Genomic DNA, 23,727 nt, shown 5'->3' with positions numbered 1-23,727 from the left:
TACGCGAGAAGGGGCGGCCCGCCATCGGCGGACCGCCCCTTTCGGTTGCTAACTCAGATGCGCTGCCCGGTGGCGGAGTGGAAGACGTGGCTCTGGCCGGTACGCGGCTTCACGAAGATCGTGTCGCCGAGCTTCGGCATGGTCCGACGGTCGGTGCGGACCACGAACCGCTCGGAGGCACCGTCGAGCGCGGCGTGACCGTAGACGTTGGCGTCGGAGCCCAGGTCCTCGACCAGCTCGACCACTACCGGCATGCCACCCTCGGTCGGGCTGACGATGTCGCAGTCCTCCGGACGGAAGCCCACGGTCACCTTGCCGTTGCCACCCTCGGCGTTGGCCGCCTCGACCTGCTCGCGGGTCAGCGGCACGGACATCTCGGCGAACGACGCGCCCTGCTCGGTGAACGGCACGGTCTTGATGTTCATGGCGGGCGAGCCGATGAAGCCGGCGACGAAGACGTTGGCCGGGGTGTCGTAGAGCGTCCGCGGGGTGTCGACCTGCTGGAGCACGCCGTCGAGCATGACCGCGACCCGGTGGCCCATGGTCATGGCCTCGACCTGGTCGTGGGTGACGTAGACGGTGGTGATGCCGAGCTTGGCCTGCAGCGACGCGATCTGCGTACGGGTCTGCACCCGCAGCTTGGCGTCGAGGTTCGACAGCGGCTCGTCCATCAGGAAGACCTGCGGCTCCCGGACGATGGCCCGGCCCATCGCGACCCGCTGGCGCTGACCACCGGAGAGCGCCTTGGGCTTGCGGCTGAGGTACTCCTCCAGCTGGAGCAGCGCCGCCGCCTCCTTGACCCGCCTGTCGATCTCGGACTTGGAGGTCTTGCGCAGCTTGAGCGCGAACGCCATGTTCTCGTACACCGTCATGTGCGGGTAGAGGGCGTAGTTCTGGAAGACCATCGCGATGTCGCGGGCCTTCGGCGGCAGGTGGGTGACGTCCCGGTCGTCGATGTAGATCGCGCCGTCGTCGACGTCCTCCAGGCCGGCGAGCATGCGCAGGCTGGTGGACTTACCACAACCGGAGGGGCCGACGAGGACGAGGAACTCGCCGTCGCCGATCTGGAGGTCGAGCTGGTTGACCGCGGGGCGTTCGGTGCCCGGGTAGATCCGGGACGCCTTCGCGTAGGTGACCGTAGCCATGAGGGGGGACGCTTCCTTTCACCGGCAGGAACGTGCCGGACGATCCGAGTGAAGGAGCAACCGGCACGGATGCCCGTACCGGCGCCACGGCCGCTGCGGGGCGAGCCCGTGTCGGCCGTGTCACTGCACGGTAAACGGCTTTCGCCGCAATGCCAAGGTCCACCGTCGAGCGGTACTTCCGAAGCATTCGCATTCCGGTCACTCGGGCACGGGCGGACACGAATCGACGTCCACGCGTCGGGATAATGACGTTTCCCATGCTCGGGACCCCTGCCGAGCAGGAAAACCGGACGTCGGTCGCTATGCTGGCCACGACACAACGCCCCTGTAGCTCAGCTGGCCAGAGCACCCGCCTTGTAAGCGGGATGTCGCCGGTTCGATCCCGGCCGGGGGCTCCATCTATATCGCGCATGGCACACCGGGCGGACATCTCGGCGTGGCCGGGTGTTCAGACGGGCCGGTTAGGCTCCGCCTCCACCCGTCACGCCGTGACCCGTCACCACGACCAGGGGCGCCCGCCACCGTGCACCATGCCAACCACTACTACGGGCACTCCCACGTGCTGGCCCGGTACTGCGGGCTGGACGACCGGGATCCGCCCCGCATCCAGGGCTACCTCCAGCACGGCTGGAACATCGGCGACGGCATGGCGTACGACCACGAGTTCGTGCCGGGCGTACCGCTGTTCCTGTGGTCGGAGCGGACCCGGCGGCGGGCCTGGTCCCTCGGCCGCCGACAGACGTACGTGGTCGGTTCCCCGTGGGCGTACCTGTTGGCGATGGAAGCGGACGACCCGCAACGGCGGGAGGGCACCATCTGGTACCCCTTCCACGGTTGGGAGGGGCAGCGGGTCGTCGGTGACCACGACCGGCTGGTCGACGAGATCCGGGCCGTCGAACCGGGGCCGGTGACGGTCTGTCTCTACTGGCAGGAGTACCGATCCACCCGGGTACGCCAGCACTACGAGCGGGCCGGCTTCCGGGTGGTCTGCCACGGCTACCGGGGCGGCCGGTGGCGTGACCTCGACCCGGGTTTCCTCCACCGGCAACTGGCCGAGCTGCGCCGGCACCGCCGGGTCGCCTCGAACCGGCTGTGCAGCGCGGTCTTCTACGGCATCCTGACCGGCTGTGAACCGGCGGTCTACGGCGATCCGATGCAGCTGGCCGGCGAGGCGCCGATCTGGGGTGGCCAGCCGCGGATTCGTCGCCAGTGGGCGAGCCTGCACGGCCCGCAGATCGACCCGGACGGCGCCCGTGCGCTGGCCGTCGCCGAGCTGGGTGCCGACCGGCTGCTGCCACCGGCCGAGCTGCGCCGGCTGTTCCGCTGGCCCGAGCCCGCCGAGCGGCACCGTACGGAGGATGGTCGATGAGCGAGGTGCACCTGCTCGGTGGCGAGATGCTCGGCTGGTCGGATCTCGACGGCGCGCACGGCCCGGGACCGGTACGCGGGCCGGGGCTGGCGGCCCTGTTGTCCGTCGCGTCCGGCCGCACGCTTGTGGTGGGGCCACACGATCCCCGCCTGCTCGACGCGCTGCCCTCGGCCGACCTGACCGTGCTGGTGCGGGGGCTGCCCGACGCCGAGGCGCTGGCCGACCGTTACGCCGACCGCTCCGGGGTACGGGTGTGCTGCGGTGGCCCGGAGAAGCTCGCCGGCACACCCCCGTACGAGACCGTGGTCGCCCTGGACGGGCTGGACCGCCTCGGCTCGGTGGAGGGGGCGCAGCTGTCCTGGGGCGAGACCTTCGACCTGCTGGTGTCGGTGCTGCGGCCCGGCGGCCGGCTGCTGCTCGGAGCCGAGAACCCACTCGGGCTGCACCGGTTGCTGACCTCGCCGCCGAGCGCCGACTCCGACTGGGCGGCACTCGGCGAGTACGACGACACCCGCCCGGCCGGCCCCGCACGGCTGCGGGCCCGGCTGACGGCGTCGGGGCTGCGGATCGGCGACGCTTGGGCGGTCTTTCCGTCCCCCGTCGCGCCGGCCGCTCTGGTCAACACGGAACTGCTGGCCGACCCGGACCTGACCGGGTTCCTCCAGGCCGTCCTCGGCGACCGGGCCGTTTTCGGCAATCAGGCCGTCTCCGGCGACCGGGCCGTCCTCGGCGACGGCGAGGGTGGGACGCGTGGCCCCGACACCGGACGTGATGGCTCGGTGCCGGCCACACCGCTGCTGGCCGACCCGGCTCGGCTGGCCGGATCCGCCGTCCGGAACGGGATCGCCGTCGAGCTCGCGCCGGCCTGGGTGCTGCTCGGCGAGCGCCTGCCGGATCCGCTGATCCTGGCGGACCAGCCCGCCGCGGGCACCCACCCTGGGGCCGACCGGACCGGGGCGGTGCCGGCTGCGGCACTGCTGGTGCGGGACGGTCGGCTCCGGGAGGTGGGCCGGGATCCGGTGGGCGGGTGGCGGTTCGCCGACGGCGAGGCCGTTCCGTCGGGACGTACCGTCGAGGATCTGGTGGTGGCCGCGACGTTGCGGCGGGACCTGCCGGCGGTGCGGGCACTGCTCACCACCTGGCAGTCCGGTGCGGAGGCGGGGATGCCGGCGGACGCCGTCGTCGTCACCCCGGCCGGCACCTGGCACGGTCTGGCCGAGCCCACCGAGCCGATGCTGGCGCTGCGCCGGCTGGCGTCCCGGCTGATCGACGCCGGGCTCGCCGACCTCTGGCCGGCCGGTGAGCTGGCGGCCATGCTGACCACGATGTCCGGTCGGGAGCCGGGGACGTCGGCCGACCACGTGGCGGGTGCGGCTGCCGGCGGGTGGCGGGAACTGCTGTCGGACCGGGACCGGCTGGCCCGTGAGCTGTCCGAGGCGCGCGCGCTCCAGGACTGGTACGAGCGGACGTTGACCGAGCGGGACGACGAGTTGAAACGGCTGCGCCGGATCGTCTCACTGCTGCACGGCACCCCCACCGCACGGGCCGGCCGCCTCCTGCTGGCCGGTGCCCGTACCGCCCGCCGTACCGCCCGTTCCGCCGTCCGCCGCCTCCGCCCCACGACTGACGGTCCCACCGAGGGGTGCGGGGGTCAGGGTGAGGGGAGGAGGGAGTCGTAGAGGGATTCGAGGCGGCGGGTCTGCTGGTGCAGGTCGAAGTCGGTCTCGGCGCGGTGGCGGGCGGCCTTGCCGAGGTGGTCGCGCAGCGGAGCGTCGGTGAGCAGGCGGCGGAGGTTGGCGGCGAGGGCCGGCCGGTCGCCTTCCGCACAGAGCATGCCGTTCGACTCGTGGGTGACCGCCTCCGGAATGCCACTGTGGTAGGTCGCGACGACCGGCACGCCGAGACTGAACGCCTCCAGGATCGTGGTGGGCAGTCCCTCGGTGTCGCCGTCCGACGCGGTACGCGACGGCGCGGCGAGCAGCCGGGCCTCGGCGATGTGCCGCATCACCTCGGGCGGCGGCAGCGCGCCGGGAAACGTGGCGTCCACGCCCAACTGGGCGGCGCGGACGCGTACCCGCTCATGCAGCGGCCCGGTGCCGACGAGCAGCGCGCGGGGGCGCAGTTCGGACAGCATGCCCAGCGCCTCGACGAGATCCTCGACCCCCTTCTTCTCGACGAACCGCCCCACGAACACGACGTCCCACCGCTTCGGCCCGGCCGCCGGCTCCGGTGGCACCGGTACCCCGGTGTGGTGGACGCGGATCTTCGCCGGATCCGCTCCCAACGCCACCGCCCGGTCCCGGATCGCCCCGGATACGGCCAGGACCAGCGCGGCCCGGCTGAACATGGACCGCAGGTTCCGCCGATGCCGAGCGCCCCTCGGCCCGGGTGCCGCCGCCTGCCGGGTGACGTCGAGACCGTGCAGGGTGACGACCAACGGAATGCCCAGCTGTTCGGCGGTACGGCTGACCAACCAGCCGTCCCCACCGAAGTGCGCGTGTACCAACCCGGGGCGTAGCCGGGCCAGCAGCCGACGCAGCCGGGGTGAGCCGCCGGTCAGCCGCAACCGCAGCCATTCGCGGCGGCCACGCGGCGTGGCCGGGCACAGCACCACGTCGCTGTCCCGGGACAGCGGTGAGGCCACCCGGACGGCGCCCAGGTAGACCGGACGCCAGGTGGACAGCGCGTCGGCCTGGTTGCGGATGAACGTCTCCGAGCCGGGTAGCAGGCAGCTGCGCCAGATCACGGCGACCCTATCGCCGGACATCGGCCCCGACCCCCGCCGCCCCGGCGGTGCCGGCCGTCCCCGTCGACGTGCCGGCGATCCCCGCCGCGCCGACCCCCGCGCCATCCGGCGCTCGTACGCCGGCATCGACGCCGGGCCCCGTGCTCGCGGGCTCCCCGGTCGAGGCCGGGCCGCCGCGCTGGTGACGGCCGAGGATCCGGTCACGTACCCGGTGCCGCAGCTGCGGCGGGAGCAGCCAGATCTGCATGAACGTCAGGTAGTCGACGAGACCGGGCCGCCCGTGCCGGCGTGCCTCGGCGAGCAGCAGCCGGAACACCCGGAAGCTGCGCGTGGGTGCGGCCATCGAGCTGATGATGCTCATCGTGATGGCCGCGTACGCCCGCGGCGTGATCAGTGGCCGGATCCCGTGCAGCCACTCCAGCTGGGCCTCCCACGGCGAGCTGAGGCTGATCCGTGGCCGGTCCTCGTCCTGGTGCCAGAGCACCAGCGGCTCGGCGGCGATGAGCAGCTCGACGTCCGGATGACTGGTCGCGCGTACGGTCCAGTCCAGTTCCTGCTGCCGGCGTAGGCCGACGGTGAACGGCACCCGGCGCAGCAGTTCGGTCGGCGCCATGATGGTCGAGGTCTGGATGAATCCGTCGCCGTGGAACAGCCCGCGCCGAAGGGTGAGGTACTCGCAGATCGGCTCGCCCGGCTCCGGGAGCCGCCGGGGCATCACGAACTGGGCCCGGGGCGTCTTGTTGATCAGTCGGCTGGCGATGATCGGGCTGCCCACCGTGGCGCTGCGGGCCAGCTCCAGCTGTGCGGCGAGCTTGCTGGGAAGCCACTCGTCGTCGTCATCGAGCAGGGCGGTCCAGGGGGCACGGGCCTCGCGTACGCCGGTGTTGCGGGCGTTGGGTGCGCCACCCTTGCCCGGCAGCTCGACCACGCGCAGCCGAGGGTCGCCGATCTCGGCGAGGGCCTTACCGGTCTCCTCGTCCGGACCGTCGACCACGACGATCACCTCGATGTCGGTGACGGTCTGCGCGAGGGCGCTGCGGACCGCGCGGCTCACCAGCTCCGGGCGGGCGAAGGTGGGGATGACCACGCTGACCTCGGGTGTGGATGGCATGACCACCTGCTCACTCGTGTCGGCTACGACGTGCGCGAACGGTGACGTTAGGGGTCGTGAGCGGCCCCGGGGTGAATGCCGGGCGGCGTTCAGGCGTACAGCGGCGGTCGTCGACCGGATCGGCCCACCCGGCCCGGCGCGGAGCGGACGTCGCTAAGGTCGCCGCAGGTGGCGTACGGCGTGGTGCGGCGGAGGGACGGTGGGCGGTGGTGGACGCGGACCTGGTGGTCGAGGTCACGGGTGCGGTGGCCACGGTGGTGATCCGCAACCCGGGGCGGCGCAACGCGATGACCCCGGCCATGTGGCGGCGGCTGCCGGTGCTGCTCGACGGTCTGGAGTCCGACCCGGCGGTACGCGTCGTGGTGCTCACCGGTGCCGACGGCACCTTCTGCGCCGGCGCTGATCTGGGTGATCTGGACGAGCTGCTGGCCGCCGGTGACGGCAGCATCGCCGTCGCGGCGGAGGAACGGCTGGCCACCTTCGCCAAGCCGACCGTGGCCGCCGTCCGCGGCGCCTGCGTCGGTGGCGGCTGCCAGCTGGCGGTCGCCTGCGACCTGCGGATAGCCGCGGCCGACGCACGTTTCGGCGTACCGCCGGCCCGGCTGGGGCTGGTCTACCCGGCACCCACCACCCACCGGCTGGCCCGACTGATCGGCCCGGCGGCGGCGAAGCACCTGCTCTTCACGGGCGAGTTGGTGGCCGCCGAGCGGGCGCTGCGGATCGGCCTGGTCGACGAGGTGCTGCCCGATGCCGACCTGGCCGCCCGGGTCGACGGCCTCACCGGCGTGATCGCCGAGCGTTCGCAGCTCAGCGTCGCCGCCGCCAAGGAGATCGTGGACGGACGGGCGGACGAGGAGCGGATGGCCTGGTGGCACGGGCAGGTGCGGGTCAGCGGCGAAGCCCGGGAGGGTGTGGCGGCCTTCCATGAGCGCCGCGCGCCGCGATTCGGTTGGACGCCGCCCGCCGCACCCTGAGCCGGCCCGGCCGGACCTGGAGGTCAGCCTCGGGCGAGCAGACCACGCGGCCGGACCGAGTGGATCGGCTCGGCGGCACCGCCCTCGGCGCGCAGGATGTGGTTCGCCGCGAGGATGCCGGTGGCCGCCGCCCGTTCCATCAGGGCGCTGGGGAAGTCGGTGCCGATGCCGTCGCCGGCCAGGTAGAGACCGGCGGCGTCGGTGCGAACCCCCGGGCGTCCCGCGTGGCTGCCCGGGGTGAAAGCCGGCGCCTTGGCCTCGACCCGGGCACGCAGTTCCCGTACCCGTAGCCGCGTCGTCTCCGGCCAGAGCACGGCCAGTTCGGCCCGCATCCGTTCGGCCAGGTCGGTGGCGGGCACGTCCGGTTCGCAGGCGTACGCGTGCAGCTCGATCACCGAGCCGCCGGCGCGTTCGGCCCACTCGCGGGATTCTCGTTCCAGCCGGTGGTAGAGCGTCACCGAGTCCAGGGTGGCCTGTCGGGACACCCCGCTGAAGATTGCCCGCTCGGGGGCGACGTCGCCGTCGCACCAGTAGCGGGCGACCGCGTACGGCGGGCCGGGCCGGCCGTACGCGGGCATCGCCGCCGCCAGCGCCGGGGCCTGCTCGGCCAGCGACGGCGAGCCCGCGACCAGGGCGGCGAGTGCGGGCGGGTCGACGGCGATCACGACGTGCCCGGCCCGGTGCGTGCCGTGCGTGCTGTGCACCTGCCAGCCGTCGGGATCGCGGTGCAGACCGGTGACCGGCTCGTCGGTGCGGATCCGGCCGCCGTGCCGCTCGACGTGCCGGGCCAACGGCCCCCAGATCGACGTGGCGTAGTCCTCGTCGGGGCAGTCGAAGGCCAGCCCTTCCGGGTTGCCGAGCAGGTAGAAGTGAAACTGGGCGATCATCTCGGCGGCCGACATCTCCGCTTCGTGATTGAAGAACGAGTGGGAGAAGACCTCGAAGAGCATCGCTCTCGCCCGGTCGGGCAGGCGCAACGAGTCGAGCAGCTCGTCGGCGGTGGTGTGGTCGAACTCGGCGTAGGTGCGTACCGGGTCGTACGTCAGCAGGGGCAGGGCCGCGTCCCGGTCCATCCCACGCAGGTCCCGCAGGCGCAGGCTGGGGCTGCGGGCGAGCAGAGTGAGCAGGTTCGCCGGTGGCGCGGGGGGCAGACGTCCGAATTCCTCGGTCGGCCACTCGGCGCTGAGCACCGGATAGCCGGGGACGGCCCGCAGGAATCGCAGCGCCGGGTCGACCCGGCGCAGGATGTTCCGCCAGTTGTAGTACTGCCGGAAGAAGGCGTGGAAGCCGTGTTCGTTGACCTGCCCGGTCCCGTCGGAGAGGGTCTCCGGCCAGGCGCCGAGCCGGCCGCCCAGGGTGGGCGCGGCCTCCAGCACGGTCACCTCGACGCCGCGTTCGGCGAGCACCACCGCGGCGGACATGCCGGCGATGCCGCCGCCGACGACCACGGCGGTGACCGGATGCGGCACCCGGGGGGTGCCACCTCCGCCGGGGTCGACCCGGTGCCGACGTACGCCGATGAACCGTCCGGCCAGCTGCGACAGCGTCATGCGAACCTCCCCGGTCGACCCTGCCCAGTGTGCGCTGCCGCTCACCCCGGACAGTGGCGGGGGCGGTCGGAGGTCGGCCAGACGTAGTCCAGGTCGTCGGGGACGTCGTCGCCGAAGATGGGGCGGTAGTGCGCCGGATCCTTGCGCAGCAGCGACGAACGGTGGCTCAAATGCACGTCGGTCCGGCCGAGCCACGGCGGCAGCTCTCCGGCGACGGCGAGTTCCTGCTGGGAGCGGACCTGCTCGACGCCGCAGGCCGCGGCCAGGTCGACGGTCAACGTGGTGGCGCAGGTGTCGGCCCGGCCGGCCGCGCACCAGACCGAGCAGATGTCCAGCCCGTACCGGGTCAGCGCCTCCTCGTACCCGGCCCACATCTTCACCGCCGGGTGGTTGCGCCAGCCGTACGTGGGCCAGGTCAGCCCACGTAGCACCTGGATCGCCTCCACCCGCTGCTTGCCGAGCCGTCGCTGGTCCAGCGCCCGGGCGCTGGCCAGAAAGTCCGGGTACGGCAGGAAGGTCTGCATGCCGCTGCCCTACCCGCCGTCAGCCGGGACATGCCGCGTCACGGCCGCCACGATCATGACGGGCTGCGCGGGCTGCGACCGGCTGACTACCATGCGGGGCATGGCGGAGCCGCTGCTCGATCGGGCCCTGCGGGCCAGCCGCCGGTTGCGGGTCAACGGGGAGTCCCGGGCACACTACGTGATCTGCGGGCAGGATCCGCTCGCGTACTGGGTGGTGCGGACGATGCTGGCCGGCGAGACACAGGACGGCCGGGTGCGGATCACCCTGATCGTGCCGGAGCGTCGGCGTTCTCCCGGGCCGGACGGCCGTGACCTGCCGGGCATCGAGGTGATCCGGGCCGACCGGCTGGACGAGGTCACCTTCCGCCGGGCGGGGCTGGCCGAGGCCGCCGGCCTGGCCCTGCTGCACCAGGACGACGTGGGCAACATGCACGCCGCGCTCTGCGCGCAGGAGGTGGAGCCCCGGCTGCGCCTGGTGGTGCGGATGTTCAACACCGGCCTGGCCAACGGCGTACGGCAGATCTTTCCCGACTCGGCGGTGCTCTCGGACGCCTCGATGGCCGCGCCGGCCTTCGTGGCCGCCGCCCTCGGCGAGATCGCGCCGACGCATTTCCGGCACGGCAGGCGCACCCTCTACGTGGCCCGCCGCGACGACGTACGCCCGAGCGAGATCGTCTGCGGGGTGGCCGACACCCGTGACGCGCAGCAGGATCTGGTGCTGCCGGCCGACGACCGGGAAGCCGACGTGGTACTCGCCGAGGCGGTCGGTCGGCCGGCCGGCACCGAACTTGCCGCGCGGCGGCTGGCCCGGGCCCGGCGGCGGCGTCGGCCGGTCGCGATGGTGCTCCGGGCGATCCGCAGCTTCGCCACCCGGAAGATCGGGATCGCGGTGCTCGTGCTGCTCGCCATGGTGGCCGCCCTGGGCGGGCTGTACGCCAACGCGGCCCACGTCGGCTGGGGCGACGCGCTCTACCTGACGCTGGTCACCACCCTGACCGGGCAGGATCCGGACACTGCCAAGTCGGCCGCCGAGCAGGTCATGCAGGTGGTGCTCAATCTCGCCGGGCTGGCGCTGATCCCGCTGATCACGGCGGTGGTGGTCGACGGGGTGGTGAACGCCCGGCTGGCCCTGCACACCGGGCGGATCCTGCCCGAGCGCTCCGGGCACGTGGTGGTGGTCGGGCTCGGCAACATCGGCACCCGGGTGATGGCCCAGCTCAACGACTTCGGCGTCGAGGTGGTGGCGATCGACAAGAGCGCGGACGCGCGCGGTGCCGGGCTGGCCCGGCGGCTCGGCGTACCGCTGGTGGTGGGTGACGCGGCGCAGGAGGAGACGTTGCGGGCCGCCTCGGTGGCGACCTGCCAGGCGCTGGTGGTGGTCTCCACCGACGACGGCGCCAACCTCCGGGCCGCGCTGAATGCCCGTGCCCTCGACGACCAGCTCCGCGTGGTGCTGCGGCTCTTCGACGGTGACTTCGCCGAACGCGTGCAACGGGCCTTCGGCATCGGCACCTCGCGCAGCGTCTCCTACCTGGCGGCACCGTCGTTCGCCGCCGCCCTGCTGGACCGCGCGGTGATCGCCACCATCCCGGTTGGCCGGCACGCGTTGCTGGTCACCGAGGTCCCGGTGGCCGCCGGCTCGGACCTGGACGGTCGTACGCTCGCCACCGTCGGGCGGGCCGGCAGCGTACGCCTGCTCGCACACGCCCGGGCCGGCCAGCGCCTCGACTGGTCACCCGACCCGCGCATGGTGATCGTGGCGGGCGACCGGCTGACCGTGGTGGCCCGCCGGGCCGGTCTGAACGCGTTGCTCCGCGAGGTCGCCCCTCCGGAGCCGGCAGCGCCTTCCGGCACACCGGTACCGCGCGAAGCGACGGAGTGACGCCCAGCCGACTTCCACGGTAGTGTGGAAGTCGTGTCCGCAGTCTACGAAGAGCTTCCGTTCAGCGAGTTCCTGCACCGTCCCGCCGCCGCCGCAGAGCGACTTGGTGAGGTGCGGGCGCTGCGGCTGCGGCGGCGCGGCGCCGATGATCTGGCCCTGACGTCCGCCGACCAGATGGAACGGGACGCCGTGGTCATCGACTTCACCGCGCGGTTGCTGGCCGGTCTTGTCCGGTCGGAGTCGACCGAGGTCGTCCGCCGGGTGCTCGGCGAGGCATTGCCGTGGGTTGCCTTCCTGCCGCCGGAGGACGTCACGGAACTGCTGAGGGAACTGGTCACGGTCGCCCAGGGCGCGGCATCGTTGGAAAATCTGTCGCCGGTCGCCGTCCTGCTGACGCAGTGGCGGCACACCGCCGAGATCTACGCGGACCCCGTCCTGCTGGAGCGGGTGACCCGGGAACCGACGGGTGACCTCGGGCCGGTGCCCGCTCCAGGTTCGGACCGGTGAGCCCGAAGCGAGGCGACCGCGCCGCACCGCCTGCTCTGGCGGGTGAGTTCGATCTGCGCTTCGCTGATTCGGCAGCCGCCGACGGCTGGGAACACCTCGCTCGACAGGCACCGGGACATCTGCGGCGTGCCTTCGAAACCCTGGTACCTCGTCGACGATGAGCGCCGCACCGTGTGGTTGACCTACGTCGGCACCGGTCATCCCCGGGAGACGGAGTGACCTGGTCAGCGGCGGGCTGACCGGAGGGCGTACCAGGCGGCGCCGAGGGCGAGCACGCCGAAACCGGCGAGCACGCTGGACAGTGGCAGGTTGACCGCGAGCAGTACGCAGCCGACCAGCCCCGCCACCGCGAGTGCCTGCACCGGCAGCTTCCGCTCCGGTTCCCGCCCCAGGGTAAACGCGGCGGCGTTGGTGATGGCGTAGTAGACCAGCACGGTGCAGGCGGAGAAGCCGATCGCCCCCCGCACGTCACCGAGCACGACGACCAGGATCACCACCGCGGCCACCGCCAGCTCGGCCCGGTGCGGCACCTGGTGCCGGGGGTGCACCGCGGCCAGCCCGGCGGGCAGGTCCCGCTGGCGGGCCATCGCCAGCGTGGTGCGACCCACCCCGGCCAGCAGGGAGAGCAGCACCCCGGTCACCGCGATCGTCGCGCCGGCCCGGACCACCCACTCCAGGCCGGGCAGCCCGACCGCGCCCACCACGTCGGCGAGGGGCGCGGCGGAGGCGGCCAGCCGGTCCGCGCCGAGGACGCCGACGGCCACCACCCCCAGGATCAGGTAGATCACCAGCACCAACCCGAGTGCCAACGGCACCGCCCGGGGAATGGTGCGCTGCGGGTCGCGTACCTCCTCGCCGAGGGTGGCGATCCGGGCGTACCCGGCGAAGGCGAAGAAGAGCAGCCCGGCGGCGGTCAGCACCCCCCGGGCGGTGCCGCCGGGCTGGTCGATCCGGTCGATCGAGACGCTCGTCGCGCCGACCACCGCGACGAGCGCGAGCACGGCGAGCACCAGGAGCACCAGGATCCGGGTGGTGGCGGCGGTCTTGCCGATGCCGCGCAGGTTCACCGCGGTCACCGCGACAACCGCCAGCACCGCGACGAGCCGGGCCTGCCCCGGCCAGAGGTACGCGCCGATGGTCAGCGCCATCGCCGCGCAACTGGCCGTCTTGCCGATCACGAAACCCCAGCCGGCGAGGAACCCGGCGAACGGGTTCAGCCGCTCCCGACCGTAGACGTAGGTGCCGCCGGACTCGGGATAGCGGGCGGCCAGCCGGGCGGAACTTGTCGCGTTGCAGAACGCGATGAACCCGGCCAGGGCCAGAGCGACAAGCAGTCCGGTGCCGCCGGCCGCCGCAGCGGCCGGGGCGAAGACCACGAAGATGCCTGCGCCGAGCATCGATCCGAGGCCGATGACGACGGCGTCCGGTACGCCCAGCCGTCGCGCGAGTCGGTCCACGCCGGCACCCTACCGGTGCCGGGCGAACGGCCCGTCCCACTGCCGAAGGTGCCCGGGCAGCGGCAGGTCGTCCCAGGGCACCCGGTGCAGCAGCCGGTCCAGCAGCAACCCCAGCAGCAGGGCGGCCAGCCCGTCGGTGAGCCAGTGGAAGTTGAGGTAGGTGGTGGTGACCAGCAGGATCCCCGGCGGCGCATACCGCACCAGCCGGTACAGGCCGGCCGGCAGCCGACCGACGGTCAGCGACACCAGCAGCAGGGCGATGACGCCGTACCAGACGATCGCGTTGGCCACGTGCCCCGACGGGTACGACATCGAGTAGGCACCGGCCGGCAGGTGGTTGAAGACCTGCACAGCCTCCTCCGGCGCCAGGAACGGCTCCTTGACCGAGGCGGTGGGCGCCGCCCGGTCGGTCCAGAGCTTGAGCGGACCTATGGTCACCATGGTGATCAGGAGGGCACCCGCGACCAGCAGGAACGGCCGGATCGTCCGGCGACGCCAGGCCACCGCCACCGCCAGTGCGCCGGAGAGCGGCAGCAGCAGACCGCCGCCCTGTCCGAGCAGGTTGAACGCCCTGGCGGTCCAGTACAGCGGGGCCGGGTCGTGGGTGAAGGCCCACTCGCTGACCGCGAGGTCGAGATCGAGCAGGTGACCGTTGGCGAGCGCGGCGGTCAGCGCCACGAACCCGGCCAGCAGCACGGCGTCGAACCACCAGCCGGCTGGGCGTACCGGTGCCGGGCGGATTCTCCGGCGTACCGATGTCGTCTCCCGCACCCCGATCACGCTACCGGCCCGCGCGGTGCCTCCGGCGGACGGCGACTGTGGGCCGAGCCACGTAGGGAGGCGTTCCGGCGGAGGAAACGTCAAACTTGACGCCGTGCGGATCACCTCGGCCCTCGTCGACCCGGCGCTGCTCGACCTTCCCTGGTCGACACCGCTGGAGCAGTGGCCGGCCGAACACCTGGTCGCGCTGCCGCAGGGCATCTCCCGGCACGTGGTGCGGTTCGTGCAGTTGGGCGGGCACGTCTACGCGGTGAAGGAGACCGGCGAGCGGGTGGCCGAGCGGGAGTACGACCTGCTGCGTGCCCTGGAACGGATCGACTTCCCGTCGGTGAAGGCGGTGGCGATCGTCGCCGACCGGGAGTCCGACGCCGGTGAGCCGCTGGACCCGGTACTGATCACCCGTCATCTCCAGTTCTCCCTGCCGTACCGGGCGCTCTTCTCCCACACGCTGCGGCCACCGACGATGGGGCGGCTGCTCGACGCGCTCGCCGCGCTGCTGGTCCGGATGCATCTGACCGGCTTCTTCTGGGGTGACTGCTCGCTGTCGAACACGCTGTTCCGGCGGGACGCTGGTGCCTTCGCCGCCTATCTGGTCGACGCCGAGACCGGCGCGCTGCGCAGCGTGCTCTCCAACGGCCAGCGTGGCGAGGACCTGGAGATCGCCCGGGTCAACATCTTCGGCGAGGCGCTCGACCTTCAAGCGGCCGGGCTGCTGCACGACTCGATCGACCCCGAGGTGGTCTGCGAGGAGGTGGTGCAGCGCTACGAGCGACTCTGGCACGAGATCACCTACGAGCAGCAGGTCGAGCGCGCGGCCCGGCACGACATCGAGGGGCGCATCCGCCGGCTCAACGAGCTGGGCTTCGATGTGGCGGAGGTGGCCATGTCGAGCATCGACAACGGCCGGTACCTGATTCGGCCGAAGGTGGTCGACGCCGGGTACCACCATCGCCGGCTGCTCCGCCTCACCGGGCTGGACGCGGAGGAGAACCAGGCCCGCAAGCTGCTCAACGACCTGGACGCGTACCGGGCGGAGAGCGACCTGACCGACGAGCAGCAGGCCGCGCACCGTTGGCTGACCGAGGTGTTCGAGCCGGTGGTCCGGGCGGTACCGGCGCACCTGCGGCGCAAGCTGGAGCCGCAGGAGCTGTTCGCCCAGATCATCGAGCACAAGTGGCTGCTCTCCGAGCAGGCCGGTCGGGACGTGGGGATGCGCCACGCGGTGCAGTCGTTCCTGTCGGACGTGCTGGTGCACCGCCCGGACGAGCAGGCCGTTCTCGGCGTGGAGATCTCCGCGGGCTGACCTGGCGGCTGCCGGGTTCACTCCACCCAGGCACCGGCCCGCATCACCCGGACGATCTCCAGGTCGTCGTCGAGCACCACCAGGTCGGCGCGGAGCCCGGTCTGGAGGGTGCCCACCTCGTCGCCGAGGCCGACGGCCAGGGCCGGCGTGGTGGACGCCATGCGTACCGCGTCGGGGACCGAGACCCCGGCGGCGACCGTACGGCGCAGCGCCGCGTCCATGGTCAGCGTGCTCCCCGCGATCGCCCCGTCGCGGGAGAGCCGGGCCACCCCGTCGCTCACCGTCACCGCCTGGCCGCCCAGCTCGTACTCGCCGTCCGGCATGCCGGCGGCGGCCATCGCGTCGGTGACCAGCGCGCACCGTTCCGGTCCGGCGGTCGAGGTGGCGAAGGTGAGCGTCCCTTCGTGCAGGTGCACCCCGTCGGCGACCAGCTCGCAGATCACGTTCGGCGCGCCGAGCAGCGCCACCACGGGGCCGGGGTCGCGGTGGTGCACCGGGCGCATCCCGTTGAACAGGTGGGTGCCGACGGTCGCGCCCGCCGCCACGGCAGCGCGGGTCTGGTCGTACGTGCCGTCGGTGTGGCCGACAGCGGCGACCACCCCGTGTCGAGTGAGCAGTTCCACGGCCTCCAGCGCGCCCGCACGCTCGGGAGCGAGGGTGACCATCCGGACCGCGCCGTCACCGATCTTGATGAGCTCGGTCAGCTCGTCGGCGGAGGGATCCCGCAGGAACTCCGGATTCTGCGCGCCGCACCGGGCGGCGGAGAGGTAGGGCCCCTCGAAGTGGATGCCGCCCAGCACCCCGTCGCGGACCAGCGGCGCGAAGGCGGCGGTGGCCGAGCGCATCAGCTCGAGCGGGGAGCTGACCAGGCTGGCCAGCAGGCTGGTGGTGCCGTGCCGCAGGTGGAACGCGGCGGCGGCCCGGGCCTGGTCGGCGTCGCCGGTGGTGAAGGTGTGCCCGCCGCCGCCATGGCTGTGGATGTCCACGAACCCGGGCACGATCCAGTGCCCGTCGCGCACCGACGGGTACTCGGCGACCGCACTGATCCGGTCGCCTCTGACCTCGACGCAGCCCTGCCAGATCACCCCGCCGGGGGTCACCACCTTGCCGTTCACCCGTACGGTCATGGCGTCTCCAACTGGTCGAGGGCGAGTAGGGCGGCGCCGAGGCAGCCTGCCTCGTCGCCGAGGACGGCCGGGACCAGTTGCGGCTCCCGGTGGAAGGTCAGCCGGTCCCGCAGCGCGGCACGCAGCGGGTCGAACAGCCCGGCGCCGGCCTGGGCCAGGCCGCCACCGAGGACGATGGTCGCCACGTCGAACAGGGCCTGGGCGGTGGCGAGGCCGTCGGCAAGTGCCTCGACCGCCTCCCGCCAGACCCGGGTGGCCACTTCCTCGCCGGCCGCCGCCCGGGCAGCCACCTGGGCGGCGGTCACCATGGTCCGCCCCGGGCCCGGTCCGGCGGCGGACCCACCGTCCGGTGCGGTGGTTACACCCGCAGCCGGTTCGGCGTCCGTGACGGCGGTGGTCAGTTCGGCGTAGCGGCGGGCGACGGCCGAGGCGGAGGCGAGCGCCTCCAGGCAGCCCGACCGTCCGCAACCGCAGACCGGCCCGTCCGGGCGGATCAGGATGTGACCGAGTTCCCCCGCGGCACCGTGCGCCCCGGTGGCGGCCGAGCCGGCCACCACGTGCGCGGCGGCGATGCCGGTGCCGATCGCCACGAACAGCACATGCCCGGTGGCTCGGCCGGCACCCAACCGCGCCTCGGCGAGGCCACCGGCGCGCACGTCGTGGCCGAGCGCCGTGGGCAGGCCGAGTCGCGCGGACGCCAGGTCGCGCAGGGGTACGTCCCGGAAGCCGACGTTCGCCGACCAGACCGCGACGCCGCGCGCCTCGTCCACGACGCCGGGCACCACGATGCCGAGCGCGATCGGGGTGAGCCCGTCCGCGCGGGCCTTGCCGGCGAGTCCCTCGGCCACCGTCAAAATCGTCTCGACCACGGCGTCGGGGCCGCGCCCGGTGTCGGTGGGGTGCCGTTCGGCGTGCCGCACCACACCGTCCGTGTCGACAAGCGCGCATTTCATTCCGGTGCCACCCACGTCCAGCGCGACGGCAACCTCTCCGGTCACGTGAGAACCACGGACCGGCTCAGGTGCCGGGGCGCGTCGGGGTCGAGGCCGCGACTGGTGGCCAGCGCGACGGCGAAGCGCTGGGCCAGGATCAGGTCGGCCATCGGGTCGACCGGGGTACGCCCGGCGGCCCACCGACCGAGCACCGTGCGGTAGCCGTGGGTGCGGCTGTGTGCGAAGGATGCGCCGGTGGCCGCGACGTCCTCGGGCAGCCCGTCGGGCAACTCGCCGAAGGCCCAGACCAGCCGGCCGGGAGCGGCCACCGAGATGGGGCCGTGCCGGTAGTCCATCGCGGGGTACGCCTCGGCCCAGAAGGTGGCCGCCTCGCGGCACTTCAGCGCGGCCTCCTGGGCCAGGCCGATCGTCCAGCCGCGACCGAGGAAGGTGACCTGCTCGATCAGGCTCGGGTCGATCGGCAGTGGGGCCCGGACGGCGACCTCCGCGTCGGCGACCAGTGCGGTCATGTTGTCGCCGAGGTTGGCGCGGAGCAGCGCCAGCGCGGTGGTGGCGAAGCGGGTCTGCACCACGGAGCGTTCGTCGGCGAACGGCAGGGTGACGGCGGCGTCTGCGATCTCCACCACCGGAGACCCGGGATCGCCGACCAGCACCGTGGTCGGTGTCCGGCCGCGCAGCGCGGCGAGCAGCTCCAGCACCTCCGTTGTGGTGCCGGAGCGGGTGATCGCCAACAGCCGGTCGTAGTGGCGGCCAGCGGGAAACTCGCTGGCCTGGAAGGCGTCGGTCTCGCCCTGGCCGGCTGCCTCGCGGCGGGCCGCGTACGCCATGGCCATGAACCACGACGTACCGCAGCCGACGACGGCGACCCGCTCACCGGGGCGGGGGAGGCGGTCGAGCATCGCCGGGGCCAGGTCGCTCGCCTGACGCCAGCAGTCCGGCTGGCTCGCGATCTCCGCGTGGACGTACGCCATGAGAACTCCTCGCAGGGGCGGAGCCTTGCGCATTACGGCTCGTTAATCCCGTCTTTCGCGCGCCATTCTGCGTGAAGCATCCCCGAAATGGCAACCACGGGAGCGATCGCGCAGAGATGGTTTTTGCCTCTTCGTAGTTTCGAGCACTACTGTGCACGAAACCAATCACCGATCGTGCAGACACGGGAGGCCCGGGGTGGACCGCTACGCGAGATGGAACGCCCTGCTCGAAATGCTCACCGACTCGGGCCGGGTCACCGTGGAAGAGGCTGCGGAACGGCTCGACGTCTCCCAGGCGACCATCCGCCGGGATTTCGACCAACTCGCGCAGCAGCAGATGATCACGCGTACCCGGGGTGGAGCGGTCGCCAACGGGGTCTCGTACGACCTGCCGCTGCGCTACAAGACGGCCAAGCACTCGGCGGAGAAGCAGCGCATCGGCGCGGCGGCGGCCGCGCTCGTCTCGCCGGGCACGGTGGTCGGCCTCAACGGTGGCACCACCAGCACCGAGGTGGCTCGGGCGCTGGCGGTGCGCCCGGATCTCAACACCAACGCCGAGGGTGCCCAGCTGACCGTGGTCACCAACGCCCTGAACATCGCCAACGAGTTGCTAGTCCGGTCCCGGATGAAGGTGGTGGTGGCCGGCGGCGTGGTGCGGCCCAAGTCCTTCGAGCTGGTCGGGCCACTGGGCGGGGCGCTGCTACGCGAGGTCACGCTGGACGTGGCGCTGCTCGGGGTGGACGCCATCGATCCGCTGCTCGGTGCGGCGGCTCATCACGAGGGTGAGGCGGCGATGAACAACCTCATGGTGGCGCGGGCCAAGCGGGTCGTGATCATCGCGGACTCGTCCAAGCTGGGCGGTCATGCCTTCGCTCGGATCTGCCCGGTCGACCGGGTCGAGACGCTGGTCACCGATTCCGGAGCCGCGCCCGAGGTGGTAGACGCCTTCCGTGCCGCCGGGGTCCACGTCATCTGCGCCTGAGCGCTCCGGCCCCGAGGCTGACCTGGCGTCGCTTCGTCGACGCTCACGGTATTGAAATCTTCCGTTCGGCGTGGCGCTGCATACCGGGTATTGCCTGCGGCTGCATACCGCGTATGGTGTCGTCGTCGCCCACACACCAACGGGGGAGGTGCAGCTTGCCAGCTGTCCTGGAAATCGAAGGTCTACGAAAGACGTACCGAAGCCGACGCCGTGGCACCCGCAACGCCCTGGACGGCTTCGACATGCGGGTCGAGGCGGGCCAGGTGCACGGCTTCCTCGGTCCCAACGGGTCCGGCAAGACCACCACGCTGCGTACGCTGCTCGGCCTGATCCGGCCGGACGGCGGCCGGATGGCGATCCTCGGGCACGAGGTGCCCGGGACGCTGGACCAGGTCGCCCCGCAGGTCGGCGCGATCGTGGAGAGCCCGCAGTTCTTCCCGCACTTCACCGCGCGCGACACGCTGTCGCTGCTGGCCGGTGCCGGTGACCTGCCCGAGCAGCGGGTCGACGAGGTGCTGGAGCTGGTCGGTCTACGCGATCGGGCCGGTGAGCGGGTCAAGACGTACTCGCTCGGCATGAAGCAGCGACTCGCGGTTGCCTCGGCGTTGCTCAAGAACCCGCGGCTGCTGATCCTGGACGAGCCGGCCAACGGCCTCGACCCGGGCGGCATCCGGGAGATGCGCACGCTGATGCGCAACCTCTCCGAGGCCGGCATGACGGTGGTGCTGTCCAGCCACATCCTCGGCGAGATCCAGCTGATCTGCGACTCGGTCACCATCATCTCGCTGGGCCGGCGGGTCGCCTTCGGCCCGGTCGACGAGGTGCTGGCACAGCACTCGTCCGGCGCGGTCCGGGTGCGGCTGGAGGCGGTCACCGACCTTCCGGTCGCCGCCACGGCACTGACCCGGGCCGGCGTACGCGTCACCACGAACGACGACCACCTGATGCTCGCCGGGGTGGACAAGCCGGCCACGGTCACCCGGATCCTGGCCGAGCAGAGCCTCTACGTCAGCGAACTCGCGCCGATCGCTGTCGACCTGGAGAGCGTCTTCCTCGAACTGACCGCCACCGCGCCGGTACCCGGCCAGCACCGGCAGGTCGACCAGTCCGTACGAATCGACGGGACGGCGCCGTCCGCGCCCGCCGGAGGAGGTTGGGGCGCGTGAGTCTCTTCCGTACCGAGCTACGCCGGCTGGCCAAGCGGCGCTTCGCCCGTTGGATGACCGCCGGTGGCCTGCTGGTGCTGGTGCTGGTGGCGGCGGGCATGTTCCTGAGCAACCAGAAGATCGGCCCGGACCAGCTTGCGGAAGCGCGGCAGGCCGCTGACCGGCAGCATCAGGAGCAGGTCCGCTGGGCGGAGCAGGAACGCGCAAACTGCGAGCGGGCCAAGGCAGCAGGCGAGAACGTCGACTACTACCCGGCCGACTGCGCCGAGATCAGCCCGCCACCACGGGAGTCGATCGAGGAGCAGTGGTTCCTGCCCTCGACCTTCGACTTCCGGAAGAGCTTCGGCGAGATGCTGATTCCGCTCGCCGCGATTCTGGCCCTGGTCGGGTTCGTGGTCGGTGCCTCGTTCGTGGGTGCCGAGTGGAACACCGGCGGGATGATGAATCTGCTGCTCTGGCGGCCGAAACGGCTGACCGTCCTGCTGACCAAGCTGGGCGCGCTGCTCACCGGTCTGCTGGCGCTGGCACTGCCCGCCACGGCGGCCTGGTTCGGCAGCATGTGGCTGGTCGCCAACCTCCGCGGCACCACCGAGGGGATGACCTCGGGTACCTGGCAGTCGTTCCTCATCACCGGGCTGCGCGGCATCGTGCTGGCACTGGTCGCGGCGACGGTGGGCTTCGCTCTGGCCTCGCTCGGCCGGCACACCGCGATGGCGCTCGGCGGGGCGATCGCGGTCATGGTGGTCGGCCAGGTCGGGCTCGGCATCCTGCTGTCCATGGCGCAGGTACGGTTCGCCGAGGCGTGGCTGTTGCCCACCTACGCCATCGCCTGGATGACCAAGACGGTCACGCTCCAGGACTGGCAGGCGTGCAACGCGACCTACACCGGTGAGTGCGAGCCGGCCACCCTGGACATCACCTGGCAGCACTCGTCGGTGCTGTTCGGCGTCGGGATCGTGCTCTTCCTCGGCGCGGCGCTGTGGACGATGCGCCGGCGCGACATCACCTGAGCCGGCCGGTGGCGGACCGTTCTCGCCGGAGCGGTCCGCCACCGCCCCTCTTTGTCGCGGTGGCCCGCCGGCTGGTGGGATGCGGCAGGTGGTGGCCCTCGTTAGGCTGATGGGCCAGGTTGGCCTTGCCGTGCCGGCCGCCCCCGGATGAGGAGCACGATGCAGCCCGCCGACGCCACCCCGGCAGCGCAGACCGGTCCGGACGCCGTCACGGTGCCACCGCCGAGATCCGCCCCCGAGGTCGAGTCGACGTCACCGGACCCTGCGGAGTCACCTGCCGACGCCGGTGGGGAAGCGGCCACGGCCAGCGGGCTCGACGAGCGGGAACGGGAGATGCTCGCCTTCGAGCGGCAGTGGTGGCGGCACGCCGGTGCCAAGGAACAGGCCATCCGCGACCGGTTCGGGCTCTCGGCCACCCGCTACTACCAGCTGCTGAACGCGCTGCTTGACAATCCGGCGGCCCTGGCCGCCGACCCGGTGCTGGTGGGCCGGCTGGTGCGGCTGCGCGCCTCCCGAACCCGCAACCGCCGCCGCTAGGGCTTGCGACCTCGACGTGTCGTCCGGTGCTGAGTGGGTAGCCGGGGGCGCGGGGAGGTGGCGATGAGCGGCGGAGGGCCGAGACAGCCGGGACGAATCGCGCATCCGGAGACCAGCGTGCCCGAGGCGGCCCCGGACGAGCGCCGGCGAGGTGCGGTGGTCGGGACCGCACCCACCATGCGGGTACGATCCGCGTCCGCCCCGCCACCCGGTCGGGCGGTCAACGAGGACCTGGTGTTCCGCTTCGGGCCGCTGGTCGGGGTGCTCGACGGCGCCACCGTGCCGGAGGGCTTCGACACCGGCTGCGTACACGGACCGCAGTGGTATGTCCGGCACCTGGCCGCCCGGCTCGGCCTGGCGGAGGCCGCCCGCCCGGCCGCCACGCTGGTGAGCAACCTGGCCGCGGCGATCCTCGCGGTCCGTTCCGACCATGGCGAGCAGTGCGACCTCGACCACCCCGGCACCCCGTCGAGCACGGTGTGCCTGCTCCGCGACGGCGGTGACCAGGTCGACTACCTCGTGCTCTGTGACAGTCCGCTGGTGCTCGACACCGGTGAACGCGTCGACGTGGTGGCCGACGACCGGCTCGCGGCCTCGGCGGACAACCTGCGCGAGACCGCCGACCTGCTGCCCGAGCCGACCGACTGGGCCACCCGGTTCCGGCGCGCCGTCACGGCGCAGCGGGAGCTGATGAACCGTACCCACGGTTACTGGGTCGCCGCCGCCGACCCGGACGCCGCCTACCACGCGGTGGTTGGCACCGTGCCACGGCACGGGCCGGCGGCGTTGCGCCGCGCCGTGCTGCTCTCCGACGGTGCCTCCGCCCTGGTCGAGCAGTTCGGACTGCTCGACTGGTCCGGCCTGCTGAACGTGGTGGCCACGGAGGGTCCGGACGGGCTGATCGACCGGGTCCGCGCCGCCGAACGGGACCACCCCGACCGGCGACGCCGGCACAAGGCGGCCGACGACGCCTCCGCCGTCTACTGCGAGTTCGCCCGGCCGGACGATCGCGGAGCGTGACCCGGGAGGTGATTCGACCCGACCGGTCGGACCGGTCCGCCGGAGGGGCCGGTCGTCGCCAACCGGGTGGACGTGCGCCGCCGGGCGCGGGAGACTGCGGCACGTGACTGGTGCGGTCCGGTTGGAGCCGGTGGACGAGCGGAACCTCGAACCGTTGCTCTCCGTGGCGGTGGCCGAGGCGGAGCCGGCCGACGTGATGCCGCCGGTGGAGGCGCCGGCCGGCTGGTCGAACGCGCGGCGGGAGGCGTTCCGTGAGTTCCACCGGGCCAGCTTCGGTGGGCTCGACGCGACCGCCCGCAGCGCGATGTACGCGATCGTGGCGGGCGGCGAGGTGGTCGGAATGATCCGGATGAGCCGACGGGACGAGCCCGGCGTCGCCGAGGTCGGCATGTGGCTCGGCCGGTCGGCCCGGGGCCAGGGGATCGGCGCGGCAGCGCTACGCGAACTGCTGCACCTGGCGGCGGCGGCTGGCCTGCGGACCGTGGTCGCGGACACCACACCGGAGAACCGCGGCGCGCTGTCCGTGCTGGGGAAGTGCGGCGCGAAGCTGCGCGAGGCCGATGACCGGGTGTACGCCGAGATCTCGCTGGACGACGCAGCTCCCTGTTGACCG

Annotated in this window: 22 protein-coding genes and 1 tRNA gene; 13 read left to right on the top strand and 10 right to left on the bottom strand. The window is 72.6% G+C overall.

What is annotated here, in order from left to right; all coding sequences use genetic code 11:
* Nucleotides 1–53 precede the first annotated feature (53 nt).
* Nucleotides 54–1,145, bottom strand: a complete 1,092-nt coding sequence (locus tag Vse01_RS06995; RefSeq protein ID WP_093403310.1) for an ABC transporter ATP-binding protein — start codon at nt 1,143–1,145, stop codon at nt 54–56.
* A gap of 321 nt (nt 1,146–1,466) precedes the next feature.
* On the opposite strand from Vse01_RS06995, the gene Vse01_RS06990 reads away from it, so the two are divergent.
* From Vse01_RS06990 to Vse01_RS06980, 3 genes are all read left to right on the top strand, one after another.
* Nucleotides 1,467–1,543 (top strand) — tRNA-Thr (locus Vse01_RS06990).
* Nucleotides 1,544–1,668: 125 nt separating this feature from the next.
* The gene (locus tag Vse01_RS06985) at nt 1,669–2,514 is read left to right on the top strand and encodes a hypothetical protein (RefSeq protein WP_093403312.1); all 846 of its coding nucleotides are present in this window, start codon (nt 1,669–1,671) and stop codon (nt 2,512–2,514) included.
* On the top strand, nt 2,511–4,193 hold the full coding sequence (locus Vse01_RS06980) for an NACHT domain-containing protein (protein ID WP_093403313.1): 1,683 nt from the start codon (nt 2,511–2,513) through the stop codon (nt 4,191–4,193). Before Vse01_RS06985 ends, Vse01_RS06980 begins: the two co-directional genes overlap by 4 nt.
* On the opposite strand, the gene Vse01_RS06975 is transcribed toward Vse01_RS06980, so the two are convergent.
* Together Vse01_RS06975 and Vse01_RS06970 are read right to left on the bottom strand one after the other, a co-directional pair.
* Complete coding sequence (locus tag Vse01_RS06975; protein ID WP_093403315.1) at nt 4,166–5,281, bottom strand: glycosyltransferase; 1,116 nt, start codon at nt 5,279–5,281, stop codon at nt 4,166–4,168. The genes Vse01_RS06980 and Vse01_RS06975 overlap by 28 nt on opposite strands.
* Entirely contained in the window at nt 5,268–6,371 is a 1,104-nt protein-coding gene (locus Vse01_RS06970; RefSeq protein ID WP_093403685.1) for a glycosyltransferase family 2 protein, read from the bottom strand. Before Vse01_RS06970 ends, Vse01_RS06975 begins: the two co-directional genes overlap by 14 nt.
* A gap of 206 nt (nt 6,372–6,577) precedes the next feature.
* On the opposite strand from Vse01_RS06970, the gene Vse01_RS06965 reads away from it, so the two are divergent.
* On the top strand, nt 6,578–7,345 hold the full coding sequence (locus Vse01_RS06965) for an enoyl-CoA hydratase/isomerase family protein (protein ID WP_093403316.1): 768 nt from the start codon (nt 6,578–6,580) through the stop codon (nt 7,343–7,345).
* Nucleotides 7,346–7,368: 23 nt separating this feature from the next.
* On the opposite strand, the gene Vse01_RS06960 is transcribed toward Vse01_RS06965, so the two are convergent.
* Together Vse01_RS06960 and Vse01_RS06955 are read right to left on the bottom strand one after the other, a co-directional pair.
* Nucleotides 7,369–8,895 carry a hydroxysqualene dehydroxylase gene (locus tag Vse01_RS06960; RefSeq protein WP_093403318.1) on the bottom strand — a complete coding sequence of 509 codons (1,527 nt, stop codon included), beginning with the start codon at nt 8,893–8,895 and terminating at the stop codon, nt 7,369–7,371.
* 41 nt (nt 8,896–8,936) lie between these two features.
* Nucleotides 8,937–9,419, bottom strand: a complete 483-nt coding sequence (locus Vse01_RS06955) for an MSMEG_6728 family protein (RefSeq protein WP_093403319.1) — start codon at nt 9,417–9,419, stop codon at nt 8,937–8,939.
* Between the two features lie 91 nt (nt 9,420–9,510).
* Here Vse01_RS06955 and Vse01_RS06950 point away from each other — a divergent pair, with 91 nt between their 5' ends.
* Nucleotides 9,511–11,301: a potassium channel family protein gene (locus tag Vse01_RS06950; protein WP_093403321.1), complete on the top strand. Its 1,791-nt coding sequence runs from the start codon at nt 9,511–9,513 to the stop codon at nt 11,299–11,301.
* A gap of 33 nt (nt 11,302–11,334) precedes the next feature.
* Entirely contained in the window at nt 11,335–11,808 is a 474-nt protein-coding gene (locus tag Vse01_RS06945) for a hypothetical protein (RefSeq protein ID WP_170863393.1), read from the top strand.
* Between the two features lie 224 nt (nt 11,809–12,032).
* Here the strand turns inward: Vse01_RS06945 and Vse01_RS06940 are convergent, their stop codons facing one another.
* Complete coding sequence (locus Vse01_RS06940) at nt 12,033–13,265, bottom strand: APC family permease (protein ID WP_093403324.1); 1,233 nt, start codon at nt 13,263–13,265, stop codon at nt 12,033–12,035.
* A 9-nt stretch (nt 13,266–13,274) separates the two neighbouring features.
* A complete protein-coding gene (locus Vse01_RS06935; RefSeq protein ID WP_093403687.1) occupies nt 13,275–14,036 on the bottom strand; it encodes a phosphatase PAP2 family protein in 762 nt (253 codons plus the stop codon).
* 103 nt (nt 14,037–14,139) lie between these two features.
* On the opposite strand from Vse01_RS06935, the gene Vse01_RS06930 reads away from it, so the two are divergent.
* Entirely contained in the window at nt 14,140–15,348 is a 1,209-nt protein-coding gene (locus Vse01_RS06930) for a DUF4032 domain-containing protein (RefSeq protein WP_093403325.1), read from the top strand.
* A gap of 17 nt (nt 15,349–15,365) precedes the next feature.
* On the opposite strand, the gene nagA is transcribed toward Vse01_RS06930, so the two are convergent.
* From nagA to Vse01_RS06915, 3 genes are read right to left on the bottom strand one after another with little or no spacing between them, the layout of a single operon-like run.
* On the bottom strand, nt 15,366–16,475 hold the full coding sequence (nagA, locus tag Vse01_RS06925; RefSeq protein ID WP_093403327.1) for an N-acetylglucosamine-6-phosphate deacetylase: 1,110 nt from the start codon (nt 16,473–16,475) through the stop codon (nt 15,366–15,368).
* On the bottom strand, nt 16,472–17,428 hold the full coding sequence (locus tag Vse01_RS06920) for an ROK family protein (RefSeq protein WP_232511202.1): 957 nt from the start codon (nt 17,426–17,428) through the stop codon (nt 16,472–16,474). Before Vse01_RS06920 ends, nagA begins: the two co-directional genes overlap by 4 nt.
* A gap of 41 nt (nt 17,429–17,469) precedes the next feature.
* The gene (locus Vse01_RS06915; protein WP_093403330.1) at nt 17,470–18,399 is read right to left on the bottom strand and encodes an SIS domain-containing protein; all 930 of its coding nucleotides are present in this window, start codon (nt 18,397–18,399) and stop codon (nt 17,470–17,472) included.
* A 196-nt stretch (nt 18,400–18,595) separates the two neighbouring features.
* On the opposite strand from Vse01_RS06915, the gene Vse01_RS06910 reads away from it, so the two are divergent.
* The 6 genes from Vse01_RS06910 to Vse01_RS06885 all read left to right on the top strand — a co-directional run bounded on the left by Vse01_RS06910 (nt 18,596) and on the right by Vse01_RS06885 (nt 23,724).
* Nucleotides 18,596–19,381, top strand: a complete 786-nt coding sequence (locus Vse01_RS06910) for a DeoR/GlpR family DNA-binding transcription regulator (protein ID WP_093403331.1) — start codon at nt 18,596–18,598, stop codon at nt 19,379–19,381.
* Between the two features lie 155 nt (nt 19,382–19,536).
* Nucleotides 19,537–20,547 carry an ATP-binding cassette domain-containing protein gene (locus tag Vse01_RS06905; protein ID WP_093403333.1) on the top strand — a complete coding sequence of 337 codons (1,011 nt, stop codon included), beginning with the start codon at nt 19,537–19,539 and terminating at the stop codon, nt 20,545–20,547.
* Nucleotides 20,544–21,557 carry an ABC transporter permease subunit gene (locus tag Vse01_RS06900; RefSeq protein WP_093403334.1) on the top strand — a complete coding sequence of 338 codons (1,014 nt, stop codon included), beginning with the start codon at nt 20,544–20,546 and terminating at the stop codon, nt 21,555–21,557. The genes Vse01_RS06905 and Vse01_RS06900 overlap by 4 nt, the downstream gene beginning before the upstream one ends.
* 147 nt (nt 21,558–21,704) lie before the next feature.
* Nucleotides 21,705–22,094, top strand: a complete 390-nt coding sequence (locus Vse01_RS06895; protein WP_373870649.1) for a DUF3263 domain-containing protein — start codon at nt 21,705–21,707, stop codon at nt 22,092–22,094.
* 63 nt (nt 22,095–22,157) lie between these two features.
* Nucleotides 22,158–23,114: a hypothetical protein gene (locus Vse01_RS06890; protein ID WP_232511188.1), complete on the top strand. Its 957-nt coding sequence runs from the start codon at nt 22,158–22,160 to the stop codon at nt 23,112–23,114.
* Nucleotides 23,115–23,217: 103 nt separating this feature from the next.
* Nucleotides 23,218–23,724: a GNAT family N-acetyltransferase gene (locus tag Vse01_RS06885; protein ID WP_093403339.1), complete on the top strand. Its 507-nt coding sequence runs from the start codon at nt 23,218–23,220 to the stop codon at nt 23,722–23,724.
* Nucleotides 23,725–23,727 lie beyond the last annotated feature (3 nt).

Origin of the sequence: Micromonospora sediminimaris (assembly GCF_016863575.1) — a bacterium.
GTDB lineage: Bacteria > Actinomycetota > Actinomycetes > Mycobacteriales > Micromonosporaceae > Micromonospora > Micromonospora sediminimaris.
This window is presented reverse-complemented; position numbering and strand designations above follow the sequence as displayed.

Coding starts and splice junctions, on each gene's coding strand:
- Vse01_RS06995 (WP_093403310.1), bottom strand. CDS start 1,145: ATGGCTACGGTCACCTACGCGAAGGCGTCCCGGATCTACCCGGGCACC.
- Vse01_RS06980 (WP_093403313.1), top strand. CDS start 2,511: ATGAGCGAGGTGCACCTGCTCGGTGGCGAGATGCTCGGCTGGTCGGAT.
- Vse01_RS06975 (WP_093403315.1), bottom strand. CDS start 5,281: ATGTCCGGCGATAGGGTCGCCGTGATCTGGCGCAGCTGCCTGCTACCC.
- Vse01_RS06970 (WP_093403685.1), bottom strand. CDS start 6,371: ATGCCATCCACACCCGAGGTCAGCGTGGTCATCCCCACCTTCGCCCGC.
- Vse01_RS06960 (WP_093403318.1), bottom strand. CDS start 8,895: ATGACGCTGTCGCAGCTGGCCGGACGGTTCATCGGCGTACGTCGGCAC.
- Vse01_RS06955 (WP_093403319.1), bottom strand. CDS start 9,419: ATGCAGACCTTCCTGCCGTACCCGGACTTTCTGGCCAGCGCCCGGGCG.
- Vse01_RS06950 (WP_093403321.1), top strand. CDS start 9,511: ATGCGGGGCATGGCGGAGCCGCTGCTCGATCGGGCCCTGCGGGCCAGC.
- nagA (WP_093403327.1), bottom strand. CDS start 16,475: ATGACCGTACGGGTGAACGGCAAGGTGGTGACCCCCGGCGGGGTGATC.
- Vse01_RS06920 (WP_232511202.1), bottom strand. CDS start 17,428: ATGAAATGCGCGCTTGTCGACACGGACGGTGTGGTGCGGCACGCCGAA.
- Vse01_RS06915 (WP_093403330.1), bottom strand. CDS start 18,399: ATGGCGTACGTCCACGCGGAGATCGCGAGCCAGCCGGACTGCTGGCGT.
- Vse01_RS06895 (WP_373870649.1), top strand. CDS start 21,705: ATGAGGAGCACGATGCAGCCCGCCGACGCCACCCCGGCAGCGCAGACC.
- Vse01_RS06890 (WP_232511188.1), top strand. CDS start 22,158: ATGAGCGGCGGAGGGCCGAGACAGCCGGGACGAATCGCGCATCCGGAG.